At 48.8% G+C, this 14,140-nt stretch carries 9 protein-coding genes; 8 read left to right on the top strand and 1 reads right to left on the bottom strand.

Translation table 11 applies throughout. The features are described from left to right. Nucleotides 1-61 precede the first annotated feature (61 nt). The 8 genes from NYE45_RS22180 to NYE45_RS22145 all read left to right on the top strand — a co-directional run bounded on the left by NYE45_RS22180 (nucleotide 62) and on the right by NYE45_RS22145 (nucleotide 12,834). On the top strand, nucleotides 62-1,090 hold the full coding sequence (locus NYE45_RS22180) for a LacI family DNA-binding transcriptional regulator (RefSeq protein ID WP_062835738.1): 1,029 nt from the start codon (nucleotides 62-64) through the stop codon (nucleotides 1,088-1,090). A 181-nt stretch (nucleotides 1,091-1,271) separates the two neighbouring features. Then, complete coding sequence (locus tag NYE45_RS22175) at nucleotides 1,272-2,543, top strand: sugar ABC transporter substrate-binding protein (RefSeq protein ID WP_340014025.1); 1,272 nt, start codon at nucleotides 1,272-1,274, stop codon at nucleotides 2,541-2,543. A gap of 101 nt (nucleotides 2,544-2,644) precedes the next feature. Continuing rightward, complete coding sequence (locus NYE45_RS22170; RefSeq protein WP_278298694.1) at nucleotides 2,645-3,532, top strand: sugar ABC transporter permease; 888 nt, start codon at nucleotides 2,645-2,647, stop codon at nucleotides 3,530-3,532. Beyond that, nucleotides 3,525-4,370, top strand: coding sequence for a carbohydrate ABC transporter permease (locus tag NYE45_RS22165; RefSeq protein WP_017687022.1), 846 nt, complete (start codon nucleotides 3,525-3,527; stop codon nucleotides 4,368-4,370). Before NYE45_RS22170 ends, NYE45_RS22165 begins: the two co-directional genes overlap by 8 nt. Before the next feature lie 32 nt (nucleotides 4,371-4,402). Next, the gene (locus tag NYE45_RS22160; RefSeq protein WP_340014024.1) at nucleotides 4,403-5,899 is read left to right on the top strand and encodes a glycoside hydrolase; all 1,497 of its coding nucleotides are present in this window, start codon (nucleotides 4,403-4,405) and stop codon (nucleotides 5,897-5,899) included. Nucleotides 5,900-6,037: 138 nt separating this feature from the next. After that, nucleotides 6,038-9,076: a beta-galactosidase gene (locus NYE45_RS22155; RefSeq protein ID WP_340014023.1), complete on the top strand. Its 3,039-nt coding sequence runs from the start codon at nucleotides 6,038-6,040 to the stop codon at nucleotides 9,074-9,076. 384 nt (nucleotides 9,077-9,460) lie between these two features. After that, nucleotides 9,461-10,795, top strand: a complete 1,335-nt coding sequence (locus tag NYE45_RS22150; RefSeq protein ID WP_340014022.1) for a glycoside hydrolase family 43 protein — start codon at nucleotides 9,461-9,463, stop codon at nucleotides 10,793-10,795. A 194-nt stretch (nucleotides 10,796-10,989) separates the two neighbouring features. Next, nucleotides 10,990-12,834: an RICIN domain-containing protein gene (locus NYE45_RS22145; protein ID WP_340014021.1), complete on the top strand. Its 1,845-nt coding sequence runs from the start codon at nucleotides 10,990-10,992 to the stop codon at nucleotides 12,832-12,834. Nucleotides 12,835-12,963: 129 nt separating this feature from the next. Here NYE45_RS22145 and solA read toward each other — a convergent pair whose 3' ends face one another. After that, the gene (gene solA / locus NYE45_RS22140) at nucleotides 12,964-14,097 is read right to left on the bottom strand and encodes an N-methyl-L-tryptophan oxidase (protein ID WP_340017421.1); all 1,134 of its coding nucleotides are present in this window, start codon (nucleotides 14,095-14,097) and stop codon (nucleotides 12,964-12,966) included. Nucleotides 14,098-14,140: the final 43 nt, after the last annotated feature.

Raw genomic sequence — 14,140 nt, 5'->3', positions numbered from 1 at the left:
CCTTATCTGGTATGATAAGCAGGGAAAATAGGGAAAATTAGAGAAAAAGGAAGGTTCCGCTATGACACCGATCACTATATATGACATCGCCAAGGAAGCAAACGTATCTGTCGCGACGGTCTCCCGGGTGCTGAATGACACGGCACCAGTGCGTGCAAGCACCCGAGAGAAGATTATGTCCATCATCGAAAAACACCAGTTTCAGCCCAACGCGCAGGCGCGCAGTCTGATCAAGAAAGAAACGGGTACCATTGCTATCATCCTGCCGGACATTACCAATCCCTTCTTTCCGGAAGTGTTCTGGGGCGCGGAGAATGAGGCTCGCGGATTGGGGTATACCTTCTTTCTGTGCAATACCGCAGGCGACTACAACAGGGAATCTGAATATTTGTCCATCCTGCGAGAGAAGCGGGTAGACGGGATTATTTTTCTCGGCGGGCGAATCAACATGCAGGTCTGTCCGGATGACATGGCTCAGGAATTGATTGATATGGGCAAACGTATGCCAATCGTGCTGGTTAATGGCAATATCGCCAAAGGCGGGTTCCACCGGGTGTACACGGATGAAGGGGCAGGGGCAGCCCTTGTAGCTGAGCATCTGCTTGAATTGGGGCATCGCGATATCGCCTTTGTCGGCGGGTTGAAAGAGTTGTCCACCACCATGGTCAAGGTCAGAGCTGTGCAGAAGAAACTTCGCGAACATGGGCTGGAAATACCAAAAGAACGGCAACTGCTCGGCAGCTTCTCCATCGACGATGGTAAACGAGAGATGTCCAAATTGCTGGATCGTGACAATCCGCCAACTGCAGTCATCTGCGTGAATGATAACACGGCGATTGGTGCCATCAAGTCGACGATTGAGCATGGGCTCTCGATTCCGAAGGATATATCCATTGTGGGTTTCGATGACACGCCGCTCGCCAGTGCCGTTATACCGGAACTGACAACCGTATCCCAGAACACGTATCAGCTTGGCAAACAGGCTGTGGACGTGCTGCATGAGCTGATTAATCAAGGCAAACCGAAGAAGCAGATCATTCTGCAACCGGAGCTAATTGTGCGTCAAAGTACAGGACCTGCTGCAAGATAAGGGGCCCTGTAATTGGAAAAGAAAGCGTTGACATTTCCTTGAAGGGTGAAATATAATGAGTGCGTGAATGAAACCCCTTTCATAAAGTGGAACGGGTTTTATGTTTCAGCTTAATGAAACCCATTTCATGAAACGGGTTTCAGTGTAGTCATCCATTCATTATATCAAGGGGGCGTAACGTATGAGAAGAAGTCTTAAGGTCATTTCGTTATTGATGCTGGTCATGGTAATGGGACTTACAGCTTGTAGCAGCGGGAGCAAAAACGGTTCTTCCGGCGAGTCTGGTGGCAAGGTTGATTTGAGCATGACGATCTGGGGCTCGGAGGATGAGAAGAAGATTTATCAGGAGCGACTCGACATTGTGAAACAGACGTATCCCGATATTAACGTGAAGCTGAACGTGGTTGCAGGGGATTATGACCAGAAGGTACAGACGATGATCGCCGGTGGAACGGCGCCGGATATCATGATGATTGCCGAGAACTATCAGGCTTACGCCTCCAAGAATCAGATTATACCGCTGGATGACATGATTCAGGCGAACAATGTGAACATGTCCGAGCGTTATTCCGATGATATTGCAAACCTGATGAAATACGATGGCAAACAATTCGGTTTGCCGGATCGGGCAGGCGCTATGGTCCTCTTTTATAACAAAGATCTGTTCGACAAGGCTGGGGTGGAATACCCAACCAAAGATTGGACGCAGGACGACCTGATGGCGGCAGCTCAGAAGCTGACAGTCAAGGAGAATGGCAAAACGACGCAATGGGGTTACTACCCGGGCAGCTGGTGGCCGCAGTGGATGCAACTGATATACCAGAACGGTGGCTCGATATTTGATGAGAGCGGTAAACCGACCTTTAATACAGAGCCTGTGCGGAAAGCACTGCAATTCATGAATGACCTGACCTTCACACACGGTGCGGGGCCAACGCCAACCGAGATTGCCGACATGGGGAATATCGGAGCTGATCCGCTGTTCGCGCAAGGCAAGATCGCCATGGAAACGACAGGGTTCTGGAACATCGGTTCACTTGCCAAGGTGGAAGGCATCAACTGGGACATCTCTCCGGTATGGGGCGAAACGAACGCATTCTTTAACGGGTTAACGATTACCAACGCTTCCAAACACAAGGAAGAAGCATTCAAAGTAATTGAAGCACTGACCACACCTGAAGCACAGATGCCAATGGTCAAAGCCGGTCAGGATGCTCCTGCAACCAAAGCGGGTCTGTCCAGTGATGAATTCCTGAATGCCGAATATGGCGGTAAGAAAATCAACATGGCTGCGTTCAGTGAATCGACGATCTATGCAGAACCGTTCAACCCGCAATGGAACGAAATGATGAAGCTCATTAACGATAAGCTGGGTGTGTATTTCAACAACAAAGCCTCGCTTGATGATACCGTAACTGAAATTCAGAGTGGACTGGAAAGACTCTACAAATAGAGGTTGTTATGAACATGCACAAATAGCAGCGACAGGAGGACAGGTGGAATTCGGCGTGAATGCGGGTTTCATCTGCTCTCTGCGTCATGGGAGGGCTTAACGTGAGAAAAAAGGACGGGAAATGGTTCTACATCTTCATCTCGCCTTGGCTGATCGGGTTTCTGGGGTTGACCCTGGGTCCGATCCTGTTTTCCATCTATATGAGCTTCACGAATTGGGATCTGTTCCAGTCCCCTGAATTCATTGGTATCGACAATTACAAAACACTACTGACCGATGATCCAATCTTCTGGAAATCCGTCGGCAATACCTTCTTCTATGCGTTGATATCCATCCCACTGGGCATGTCGATATCGCTCTGGATTGCTTATTACCTGAACAAGAAGATCAAAGGTATTACCTTCTTCCGTATTCTGTTCTATCTGCCTTCCGTCGTTCCTGTGGTTGCGAGTTCATTGCTCTTCATCCACTTGCTTGCACCGACGGAAGGATTGATCAACCAGGCACTTGCGATCTTTGGTATTCAAGGTCCTGCCTGGCTACTTGATCCCAACTGGGTTAAGCCTGCCTTGATTCTCATGTCCTTATGGGGTGTGGGTGGTGGCGTGGTATTACTGCTTGCAGGTATGAAAGGAATACCGCAGGAATTGTACGAGGCCGCTGCCATCGATGGGGCGAAAAGTACACAATCGTTCTTCCATATTACATTTCCAATGCTAACGCCCGTCATATTCTTCAATCTCGTCACCGGCATGATTGGAGCTCTCCAGACCTTCGCGCAGGTATTTATCGTCACTGCCGGGGGACCTGACAATGCAAGCCAGATGGTTGTTCCCTACTTGTTCCAGAATGCGTTCCAATTCTACAAAATGGGATATGCATCGGCGATTGCCTGGGTACTATTCATCATCATCATGGCGTTGACACTCGTTGTATTCCGTTCATCGGCGCTATGGGTGCACTACGAGGAGGGAAAAGCCAATGAGTAATCCATCGACTGTGGAGAAGACGATATCCTACATTTTTCTGATTCTGGTCGGGGTGCTGCTTGCTTCGCCTTTCCTGTACATGATCTCCATTGCACTGGCAAGTGACGCAACAACCGTCAAATCAGCCTTTACCTTCGTTCCAATGGAGTTCCAATGGTCGAACTTTTATACCATCTTCACGAATAACAATCTTGGCACGTATCTCAAAAACTCGGTCATCATTACCGTCTTTACGATTGTCGGATCGGTATTATCAGCTTCGATCGTATCCTACGGCTTTGCCCGAATCAAGGCAAAAGGCAGCCGTTTCCTGTTTATTGTGTTGCTCAGTACGATGATGATTCCGGGTGAGGTGACGATGGTACCGCAGTTCATCATCTTCCGTCATCTGGACTGGATTAATACATTTTACCCGCTGATCGTACCGAGTTTCTTCGCCGGGGCGTTCAACGTATTCCTGATTCGGCAGTTCGTCATGAGTATTCCAAAATCACTGGATGAAGCCGCCATGATCGACGGTATGGGGCACCCGGGAATCTACTGGAAGATCATCATGCCACTGACTTATCCAATTCTGGCGGCCATTGCGATCTTCTCGTTCTCCTACAACTGGGGTAACTTCATGGGGCCGCTCATCTATATCAATGATCCGGAAAAAATGCCGCTGGCACTTGGCGTGCAGCTGTTGACTACGGTAGGTGGTGGGCAGATGCCGCCTTGGAACCTTGTGATGATCGCTTCCCTGTTCCTCACCATTCCGATGGTGCTGGTATATCTGTTCGGACAGCGTTATGTCTATGAGGCCAACATTAGCGGCGGAAGCAGTGGAATCAAGTAATCAACGTACATGGAGAAAGGATTGTATAGCCCATGGCGCATAAAGAACAACGCAGCAGAGGCAAACGGAGTTATATCCTCATGGGTGTCGCTCTGATTGCCCTGCTGGCAGGAGGAGGGATTGTTATCAATCATTTTGCCAATGAATCATCCAAAACACTTGTATTTCAAGAGGAACCGGTACGTCTGAAGCTGGATCAGTCCTATGATCATTTTGAAGGCTGGGGCACGTCACTTGCCTGGTGGGCCAACGATCTGGGCGGATGGAAGGATCAGGCGAAGGTTAGTGAAGTGATGGATCTGGTCTTTGACCCGGAGAAAGGATTAGGTCTGAACATCGTTCGTTACAATATCGGCGGTGAGGAAAATCCGGAGATGAAAGCCCTTCGTCCCGGCGGAGATGTACCTGGCTTCCAGCCTGAACCTGGAGAGTGGGACTGGGATGCCGATGCAGGTCAGCGTGCTGTTTTACAGGGCTCGATGGAGCGCGGCGTGAACATTGCTGAAGCATTCTCCAATTCACCACCTTACTGGATGACGATCAGTGGATCGGTTACCGGAGCCGTGGATGGTAGCAATAATCTGCGTGATGATCAGTATGATGCGTTTGCCGATTATCTGACTGAAGTCGTGAAGCATTATCGGGACGAGTGGGGGATCACTTTCCGCACATTGAATCCGCTCAATGAACCTTCCTCCGATTGGTGGAAGAAGGGCAATATGCAGGAAGGCAGTCATTTTACGAATGAGAAACAGGCCGAGATTATCAAGAAAGTCGCTGCATCGTTGAAGAGCAAAGGACTGGATGGAACAGTCATTAGTGCCGCAGACGATAACAGCATTGACGAGACGGTATTCAATTTCAATCTCTATGATGAGGACACGCTGGACGTAATCGAGCAGATCAATACCCACTCCTATAATGGTAGCAAAATGGAAGAGCTGCGCACATTGGCAGAACGCCATGGCAAGAAGCTGTGGATGTCCGAGTACGGAACAGGTGGCAGCGAGCCGCACAGTCATGAGGATATGACCTCAGTTCAGGAGCTGGCAGAGCGGATCATGTTTGATCTGAAAATCATGCAGCCTTCCGCCTGGGTATACTGGCAGGCCGTTGAAGATGAAGGTGCCAATAATAACTGGGGCTTCATTCATGCGAACTTTAACGGTGAAGAGCAGTATGAGATGACCAAACAGTATTATGGTATGGCCCAGTTTACAAAGTACATTCGTCCTGGCGCGACAATTATTCCAACCGATGGCGGACGCACGCTGGCTGCCTATGACGCGGAACGTCAGAGACTGGTGCTGGTAATTCGTAATGAATTGTCAGCGGGAACAACGGCGTTTGAACTGGAAGGGTATACGTATGGAAAATCAGCCACCGCTCAGGTGTATCAGACTTCACCGGAACGGAACATGGAACAGCTTGAAGACATCCCGGTGTATGCGAACGGACTTGAAGTGCCTACCGCAGACAATTCCATCACAACGGTTGTACTGGATGGCGTGACGTTGCAGACGAAGTAATAACAGCGATTGAAAGGTTACTCTGTCATCGTAGTCCCAGTGTAGATTGTCTTTTAGTTCAACGGATTTGTTTCGCCTTATATTTTTAAAAGAGTTATAGGACATATGAACTTAAATAAAGAGAAGGAGGGGATATCTTTGACAGAGAAAGCATCCCTTTTGCTCCAGGAACAGGAGAAGAACATCGCCAGGGCTGAGAATGGTGTTCAATCCGAATTAACGTACGATGCACGCAGTTTTTTCCTGAACGGAGAGCGTATATTTCTGAACAGTGCCACGATCCATTATTTCCGCATGCCGAAGGAGGAATGGCGGGAGGTTCTGCTGAAAGCGAAGCTGGCAGGTATGAACTGCATCGACACCTACTTTGCGTGGAATGTGCATGAACCGGAAGAAGGACAGTGGTCCTTTGAAGGGGACAACGATTGCGGCGCGTTTCTGGATTTGTGCGCAGAATTGGGTATGTGGGTTATCGCGCGTCCAGGTCCGTTTATCTGTGCGGAATGGGATTTTGGTGGTTTCCCGTACTGGCTTGGTACGAAGGACGGCGTGAAATTTAGGGAAAATAATGAGACGTATCTGCACTATGTGAACCTGTATTTTGACCGGATTGTGCCGATTATTCGGGAGCGCCAGTTATCCGCCGGGGGTACGGTCATTCTCGTTCAGGTGGAGAATGAATATGGGTATCTGATGGATGACGAAGCTGCAAGTGACCATATGAATACGCTGAGGGATGGATTGTTACAACGTGGCATTGACGCTACGCTGATCACTTGCGTTGGCGGGGCGGAAGGCACCATTGAAGGGGCTAATTTCTGGTCAGGTGCTGACGGGCATTACGAGAAACTTCGAGTCAAACAGCCGAACACCCCGAAGATGGTCACGGAATTCTGGACCGGATGGTTCGAGAATTGGGGAGGGCCTTCGGCCATTCAGAAGACAGCGCCTTTACTGGAGAGACGTATCATGGAGATTCTGCGTGCCGGGTATACCGGAATCAGTCACTACATGTTCTATGGTGGCACGAACTTCGGTGGATATGGCGGCAGAACAATGGGCAGCAGTGATATTTTCATGATTACGTCTTATGACTATGATGCGCCCCTGAACGAATATGGACGGGTGACACCGAAATATGCAGTAACCAAAAATCTGTCCTATTTCGTCCATGCATTTGGGGCACTTCTCATGGAAACAGAGGAGATTCCCGCAGAACAGATCGTTGTACGTCATCCTGATGGCATATCCGTACGAGGCAGACAGGCTGATAACCAGAAGATCTGGTTTTTGGAGAGTCACAAGGATGAACGTGAGACGATGCACATTACGCTCGAAGAAGGCCGTACTCTTCCCGTATCGCTGAATCCGGGTCAGATTGTTCCGTTGCTGGATCGAGTACAGATTGCTCAAGATGTTTACCTGACTGCGGGTACGATGATTACGGGCAATGAAATGATAAACGGAGAATTGAACCTGTTCATCGTGGCCGCTGCGGGGCAGCGCTCTGTTGTTGAACTGGAAGCAGGGGCATTGAACGTCACGGGTAGCACCGTGCAAGTGCTGGTCGAACATGATTCAGCCAGGAACGTATATCGCTTCGATCTGTTCCATTTCCAAGAGCCGGGAACGATCCAACTGGAAGCAAACGGCACACCGATCCGTTTCATCATTCTGGATCAAGAAATGATGAATCGAACATGGCGATTGGAAGCAACAGACCAAAAGGGACTACGTTATGCGATCGGCTTCGATGATGTGGACGTGTTGTCATCTGGTCAGGTCAAGGGCATGATTACGGATCCGGATCGCACAATTACGCTGCTTGGTGACTGGACCGATGGAGAACGGACGTTAACAGGTCGTGAGTTCCTTTCTGGCGAGGAGTCTGATGAAGGAAGACAACAGCAACCTTCATGGACAGCGCCGATTGCGCCAACATTGCCTGCTTCTCCGGAGCTGTCACGTGTTATGTTAACTGCGAAGCAGGGCTCGGCGAGTGCACAACCGGAGGACTTTTCCCGGTACGGACAAGATTTTGGTTATTTGTTGTATGAATGCGACTTTGAGAGTCCGACGGAAGGAATCACCAATCTCATTTTGCCGGATATCCAGGATACTGCCAGAATTATCGTTAACGGTGTTCAGCAGGCATTAGTGCGTCAGGTAGGCGCCGCAGGAGTGCAGTTACAAGTAGCCCAAGGGAAGAACAGACTTCAGATTCTGGTGCAACATATGGGCAGATTGAACTTCTCTCCATATTTGGGTGAGAGCAAAGGTCTTGCTGGTGCTGTGTATCTGGCTGGTAAAGTTCAAGATATTCGTCGGGATTGGCGTACGGAGAGTGGACTTATTCATCTTGATGAGGTGAATTCTCTCCAAGGGGCTCCACTTCTGAGCAGAAGCTTTACACTGGATAGCATGGATCGGGCCATTCTCGTGGGTGCCTTGAGCAAAGGTCTTCGTATCAATGGCACCGAAGTTCCGATGGAAGGATATCAGGACTGGTTTGCTTTTCAGACGCTAGACATATCCCTCTACATCAAGCCAGGAGAGACGAACACACTGGAAATGCCGTATAGTCGTTCATCGCTGGACAGACTGGAACTGATCACGTATTCGAGTCAGGGAGAACTGAAGGATTGGCGTATGGCAGGCACGGACGCATTGCTTCCGCAACAATGGGAGAGCTATGAGGTAGCCCAAGGAGCGTCCCATCGTAGAGTACATGGGTCAATACAGCGTGCGGCACAGCCTGCTATCGCCGAAGGTGGCAATTGGAGTGCCAATCCGGTGACCCTTACCTCGGATGATGGGATCTCAAGTGCTACGGTAAGTGAGAAGGCTCAACCTGTATCCAACCTTGTTCCAGTCCAAGGGTGGTACGGTCAGCCGGTCTGGTACCGCTGGCGTTTTGCGAAGCCTACGGTTTCGGAGCACCATAAAGTGAACCTGATGCTTCGCCTGACGGGAATGAGCAAAGGAACCATTCACCTGAACGGACATCATCTGGGTCGTTACTGGCAGATTGGTCCGCAAGAGGATTACAAGATTCCTGTAGCCTGGCTACAAGAAGAGAATGAACTACTTTTGTTCGATGAAGAAGGCAGAACACCAGAACGGGTACGATTCCTGCTGGATGAGTTATCCCGTTATCCATGGGTTGTCGTGGAGTAGGACTCGAAAATAGCATCACGTAACGTAAAAATATACCTTTTACCGCAGTCATACCACCTCATTTTCTTAGCCTAAATAACCCGGGTTCGTGAATCTTCGGATTCAGTCTTGTGCGTAAATTGGGCTAAGGGAATGGGTGAACTGTGGTGATCAGGTCTGTAGAATGGGCAACTGTAACACTTGTAGCATCATTATTTGTAACCGTTTACATAATTAATGAATGTTCATCCATGATCTGTGAAGGGAGTGATGCTTCATGTAATTGGAATTCGAACAGGCAGCCGAGAGGTGTTGCTCACAGGGGTTACTCCCAAGTTATTTTATTTTGACAATAAGGTACAAGGTTTTGGCATGTTTATCACTCATGCATAAGGAGCTGACCTGATGTTAACGAAGAGGAAAGACAGAGCAAGTGGATCTAGCAGTTTCAAGGCCGGAATGATTCTGCTGCTCGGAACATTACTTCTATTAACCATGGTATTCCCAAATACAGCCAGAGCAGCAACAAGTGTCTATACGATATCCGCCTTTACGAACACAAGTGAGTCCAATATGTATATCTACGAATCCTATAATGCGACCCATTATGGTTTGCTGAAAGGGCCAGCCTATACACCTCCGGCCGATCTGATCCGCGATCCCAGCATCATGAAGCACACAGATGGTCTATATTACGTCGTCTACACCACGAATTGGTCAGGGAACACCATCGGCATCGCCTCCAGCCCGGATAAGGTAAACTGGACGTTTGTCCGTAACATTACTTTATCCACACCAACCACGATTGCACACACCTGGGCACCAGAATGGTTTAAAGACAGCAACGGAAGTCTGAACGTTATCGTGTCCCTCTCACCAGGCAACTATGAGAATTTCAAACCTTATGTCATCACCGCTTCAGGCAGCAATCTGACGTCTACCTCATGGTCCGCGCCTACTGAACTGGCAGGCATTGCTCCCAATTATATCGATACCTTTATTGTGAAGACAGGATCAACCTATCATGCCTTTACCAAGAACGAGACCACCAAATACATTGAATATGCGACATCCACCTCGCTGACCGGTCCTTATACTTTTAAAGGCACAGGGGATTGGGCAGGATGGGGCTCTTGGGTGGAAGGTCCAGCGCTTGTTCAGTTGGATAATGGTTCATGGCGAATCTACTTTGACGGCTATGCGACACAAAAATATTATTATAGCGACTCTGCTGACAACTTCCAGACTTGGGGTGCCAAGCAGGAGATTGCGGGTCTCACCGGACTCGTCCGGCATATGACCGTATTGAAAGAGTCCGGACAACCGGGTGATATCCGCAAGCTGGAGTCATTCAATGTACCGGGAAGCTTCATTCGTCACTACAACTACCAGGCACGGATTGATGCGAGTGTTAGTCCAGCGGAGGATGCGCAATTCCGCATCGTTCCAGGTTTGGCGAATACAACAGGCATTTCATTTGAGTCCATGAATTATCCAGGTTATTTCCTGCGCAATAATAATGGCAACATTACACTTGTGAAAAATGACGGCAGCGCTACATTCCGAAATGACGCCACGTTCCAACGTGTAAATGGACTTGCTAACGCCAGTTGGACATCGTATGCCTCGTTTAGTAATCCGAACCTTTACCTGAGACATTATAATAATGTGCTGAAATTGGAAGCTGTCGTTACTGCACTCGATAAGTCAGACGCGACCTTCAGAGAGGTTGCACAATAATAGGTGTTTATTTTCTAAGTTAAACTATACATTTACACGATAACGGAGAGGTCAGAAATAACTTGAAGAAGCGAAGCATACGCTATCTCCGGATTTTCCCCTTTTTAAGAATAATTAAAAATCTGGGGATAACAGCGATCGGAAAGTTGTTCTGACATCGGAGTACAAGTGTAAATTCATAAGGAGTGAAGCGGATGAAGTGGTTAAAACGATTGAGCTCGTTGCTGCTGGCAGGAAGTCTGCTAACAGGGAGTTTGGGTTTGGGCACAGAGGTATCTGCCGCAGGAGCCTACACGGCTGTTGCCGATCCATCGAAGCAATATCAGACGATGGAAGGCTGGGGAACATCTCTCGCATGGTGGGGCAAGGTGGTTGGAGAATATTCCAATCGCGATGAGTATGTAGAGAAAATGTTCAACGCGAATACCGGACTTGGTCTGAACATCCTGCGGTACAACATTGGAGGCGGGGATAATCCATCATCCAATATCCTCGAATACCGCAAAGCCGTTCCGGGCTACCAGCCTTCTCCCGGCGTGTATGACTGGAATGCAGATGCGAACCAGCGTTATATGCTGCAAGCTGCCAAAGCTCAAGGCGTGAATGTCATCGAAGCCTTTGCGAATTCCGCACCTTACTGGATGACGATTAGTGGGGGCGTGTCCGGTGCAGCTAATGGAGGGAATAACCTCAAGCCCGATTATTATGATGATTTTGCCGATTATCTGACTGAGGTCGTGAAGCATTTCCGGGATAACTGGGGGATCACATTCGATAGCGTAACTCCGCTGAATGAACCGATCTCGACGTGGTGGAAGCAGGGCAATGACCAGGAGGGCATGCACTTTGACCGGGCGGATCAGAACACGATTCTGAGTCAATTACAAGCTTCGTTGAATGCGAAGGGCCTGTCCACAAAGCTGAGCGCACCGGAAGAGTATAGTATCGATGATACCAATGTATCATTCAACAGCTACAGCACCGCGGTGAAATCGGCAATCAGTCAGATCAACACACACACGTATGGTGGGAGTAATCGAACTGCTTTGCGCAACACAGCAACGTCTGCGGGCAAACATCTGTGGACCTCCGAATATGGGGACGGGGATGCAAGTGGACTTACCATGTCACGTACCATCCTCAAGGATATTCGCAATATGGGCGCAAGTGCGTGGGTGTATTGGCAAGCCGTGGATAGTGCAGAAGGATGGGGATTCTTCAAGAATGTGCTGAACAATACGCAAACGACCAGCTACACCGTGAACCAAAAATATTATGTCATGGGTAATTACAGCAAATTTATTCGTCCCGGATACAAGATTATCGGCATGAGTGATGCCAATACCCTTGCGGCCTATGATGCTGCTTCCGGCAAAGTCGTACTGGTCACAACCAATTCGGAATCGACGGATACAACTGTCTCTTATGATCTCAGTCGCTTTACGAACACAGGCACGTCTGCTCAAGTATATCGGACCTCTTCAACAGAGAAGTTGCAGCAACTGACCAATATTTCGGTACAAAACAAAACCTTTACCGCTACAGCCAAGGCTAACTCGGTCACAACTTACGTCATTTCCGGCGCATCTTACAATGGCAGCACAGGATATGAAGCCGGGGCCATCTACAAATTAATCAACCGCAACAGTGGACTTGCACTCGATGTGAACGCTGCTTCTACTACAGGTGGAGCAACGATCATTCAGTGGAATGATAATGGAGCAGCCAACCAGCAATGGAAGCTGGAGTCTACAGGCAACGGATATTACAACATCCGCAATGTGGGCAGTGGGCTTTTGCTCGATGTTAATTCAAGTTCCACACAAGGCGGCGCCGCTCTGATTCAGTGGCAGGATAACGGGGGCAATAATCAGCAATGGCTGCCGATTGATGTGGGAGGATATGTGGTACTTGCCAATCGAAACAGTGGCCTGACGGTTGACATCAATCAAGGGTCTCTGACCGCAGGTGCCTCCACTATTCAGTGGGCCGATAATGGCGGAGCCAATCAGCAATGGAGTCTCGTCAAAGTGAATTAGTGTGGGTCAGCATGAAATAACTTTCTTACGTGTCCTTCTTTCTTGGAGGTGCAGTGCTCTGAGCGATACTGCACCCTCTAGGAAAGTAGCTATTTTATACATGCATGTATTCATTCAACGGGCTTGTACTTAACGAAAACGTGACAAAGCGAATCGTCTAATATCCTGATCCGTGTGCCCTGTTTGCACCAAGTCGGCTAGAATTTTCCCAATGGCACTTGCGAACTTGAAGCCGTGACCGGAGAAACCGCCTGCGAGCCACACACGTTCATGGGCAGGGTGCCGGTCGATAATAAAATCTTCATCCGAAGTGAATTCATACTTGCACACACTACCACGTTTCAACTCTCCAGCTGCCTTTGGCATATGAAGTTCGAGCAGCCTGCGCAGATCACCCTCGTCCGTTTCTTCCGTACCAAAAGGATCCATTGTATTTCCTGGTGTCCACACCTGACCTGTATCATGACGCCCCATTTTCAGACCTGATCCGCCAATGCTTGGAAATCCATAATATATACCTTCTTTCCCTGCGATTGTGAATCCGGGGAAATGTTCCTCACCATACAAAGCCTCTGGTACATCAAACCATCCAACCGTTTTACGCACAGCCTGAATCGGAAGATCCACGAAAGGTTTTAACGTCTGAAACCAGGCACCAGCGCTCAGGATAATTTGATTCGCATGGTATGACTCACCACCTGAAGTCTGAACGGCCACGGAATGTGGTCCGTATTCGATATGCTCCACACGAGTGTGAGTTAACAAGGTAGCACCATGAGCCTCTGCTGCCTTGCGATAGGCACGGATACAGCGTTCACTATACAAATAACCCGCATCAGGCTCATACATGCCCTCGTAATGTTCAGGTACTGTAATACCTGGCCAGCGTTTCATCACCTCGGCTGCATGCAACGTTTCATAACGAATGCCTGCATCATCTGCATCGCTCAATCGGTTGTGGAAGGAATGAATCTCCGGATCGACTACATTCAATACACCGGATGGAACAAAAAGTTGGTCTCCAGTCGTTTCCTCCAGTTGGTGCCATAACTTCTGTGCAAGCAGTGCCATGGCAATATAGTCAGGCCCACCACTGTACACATGGCGCATCAGTCTTGTATCTCCGTGATGACTTCCTTCCGTATGCGGAGGATCAAAGGCATCGATTAATAAAGTTTTGCATCCACTGCGCGATAGATAATATCCTGCACTCATGCCCATGGAGCCAGCTCCAACGATAATAACGTCATATGATGGTGTGATAATAGCACGTCCTCTCCTATGTATCCTTTTCTACAGTAATGCC

The organism is Paenibacillus sp. FSL K6-1318 (assembly GCF_037976905.1).
GTDB lineage: Bacteria > Bacillota > Bacilli > Paenibacillales > Paenibacillaceae > Paenibacillus > Paenibacillus amylolyticus_A.
The sequence above is the reverse complement of the archived record's forward strand: the minus strand, read 5'-3'. Positions and strand labels throughout refer to the sequence as shown.

Excerpts from the sequence above, each read along its gene's own strand:
- NYE45_RS22145 (WP_340014021.1), top strand. The coding sequence starts at position 10,990 with ATGAAGTGGTTAAAACGATTGAGCTCGTTGCTGCTGGCAGGAAGTCTG.
- NYE45_RS22175 (WP_340014025.1), top strand. The coding sequence starts at position 1,272 with ATGAGAAGAAGTCTTAAGGTCATTTCGTTATTGATGCTGGTCATGGTA.
- NYE45_RS22180 (WP_062835738.1), top strand. The coding sequence starts at position 62 with ATGACACCGATCACTATATATGACATCGCCAAGGAAGCAAACGTATCT.
- NYE45_RS22160 (WP_340014024.1), top strand. The coding sequence starts at position 4,403 with ATGGCGCATAAAGAACAACGCAGCAGAGGCAAACGGAGTTATATCCTC.
- NYE45_RS22165 (WP_017687022.1), top strand. The coding sequence starts at position 3,525 with ATGAGTAATCCATCGACTGTGGAGAAGACGATATCCTACATTTTTCTG.
- NYE45_RS22150 (WP_340014022.1), top strand. The coding sequence starts at position 9,461 with ATGTTAACGAAGAGGAAAGACAGAGCAAGTGGATCTAGCAGTTTCAAG.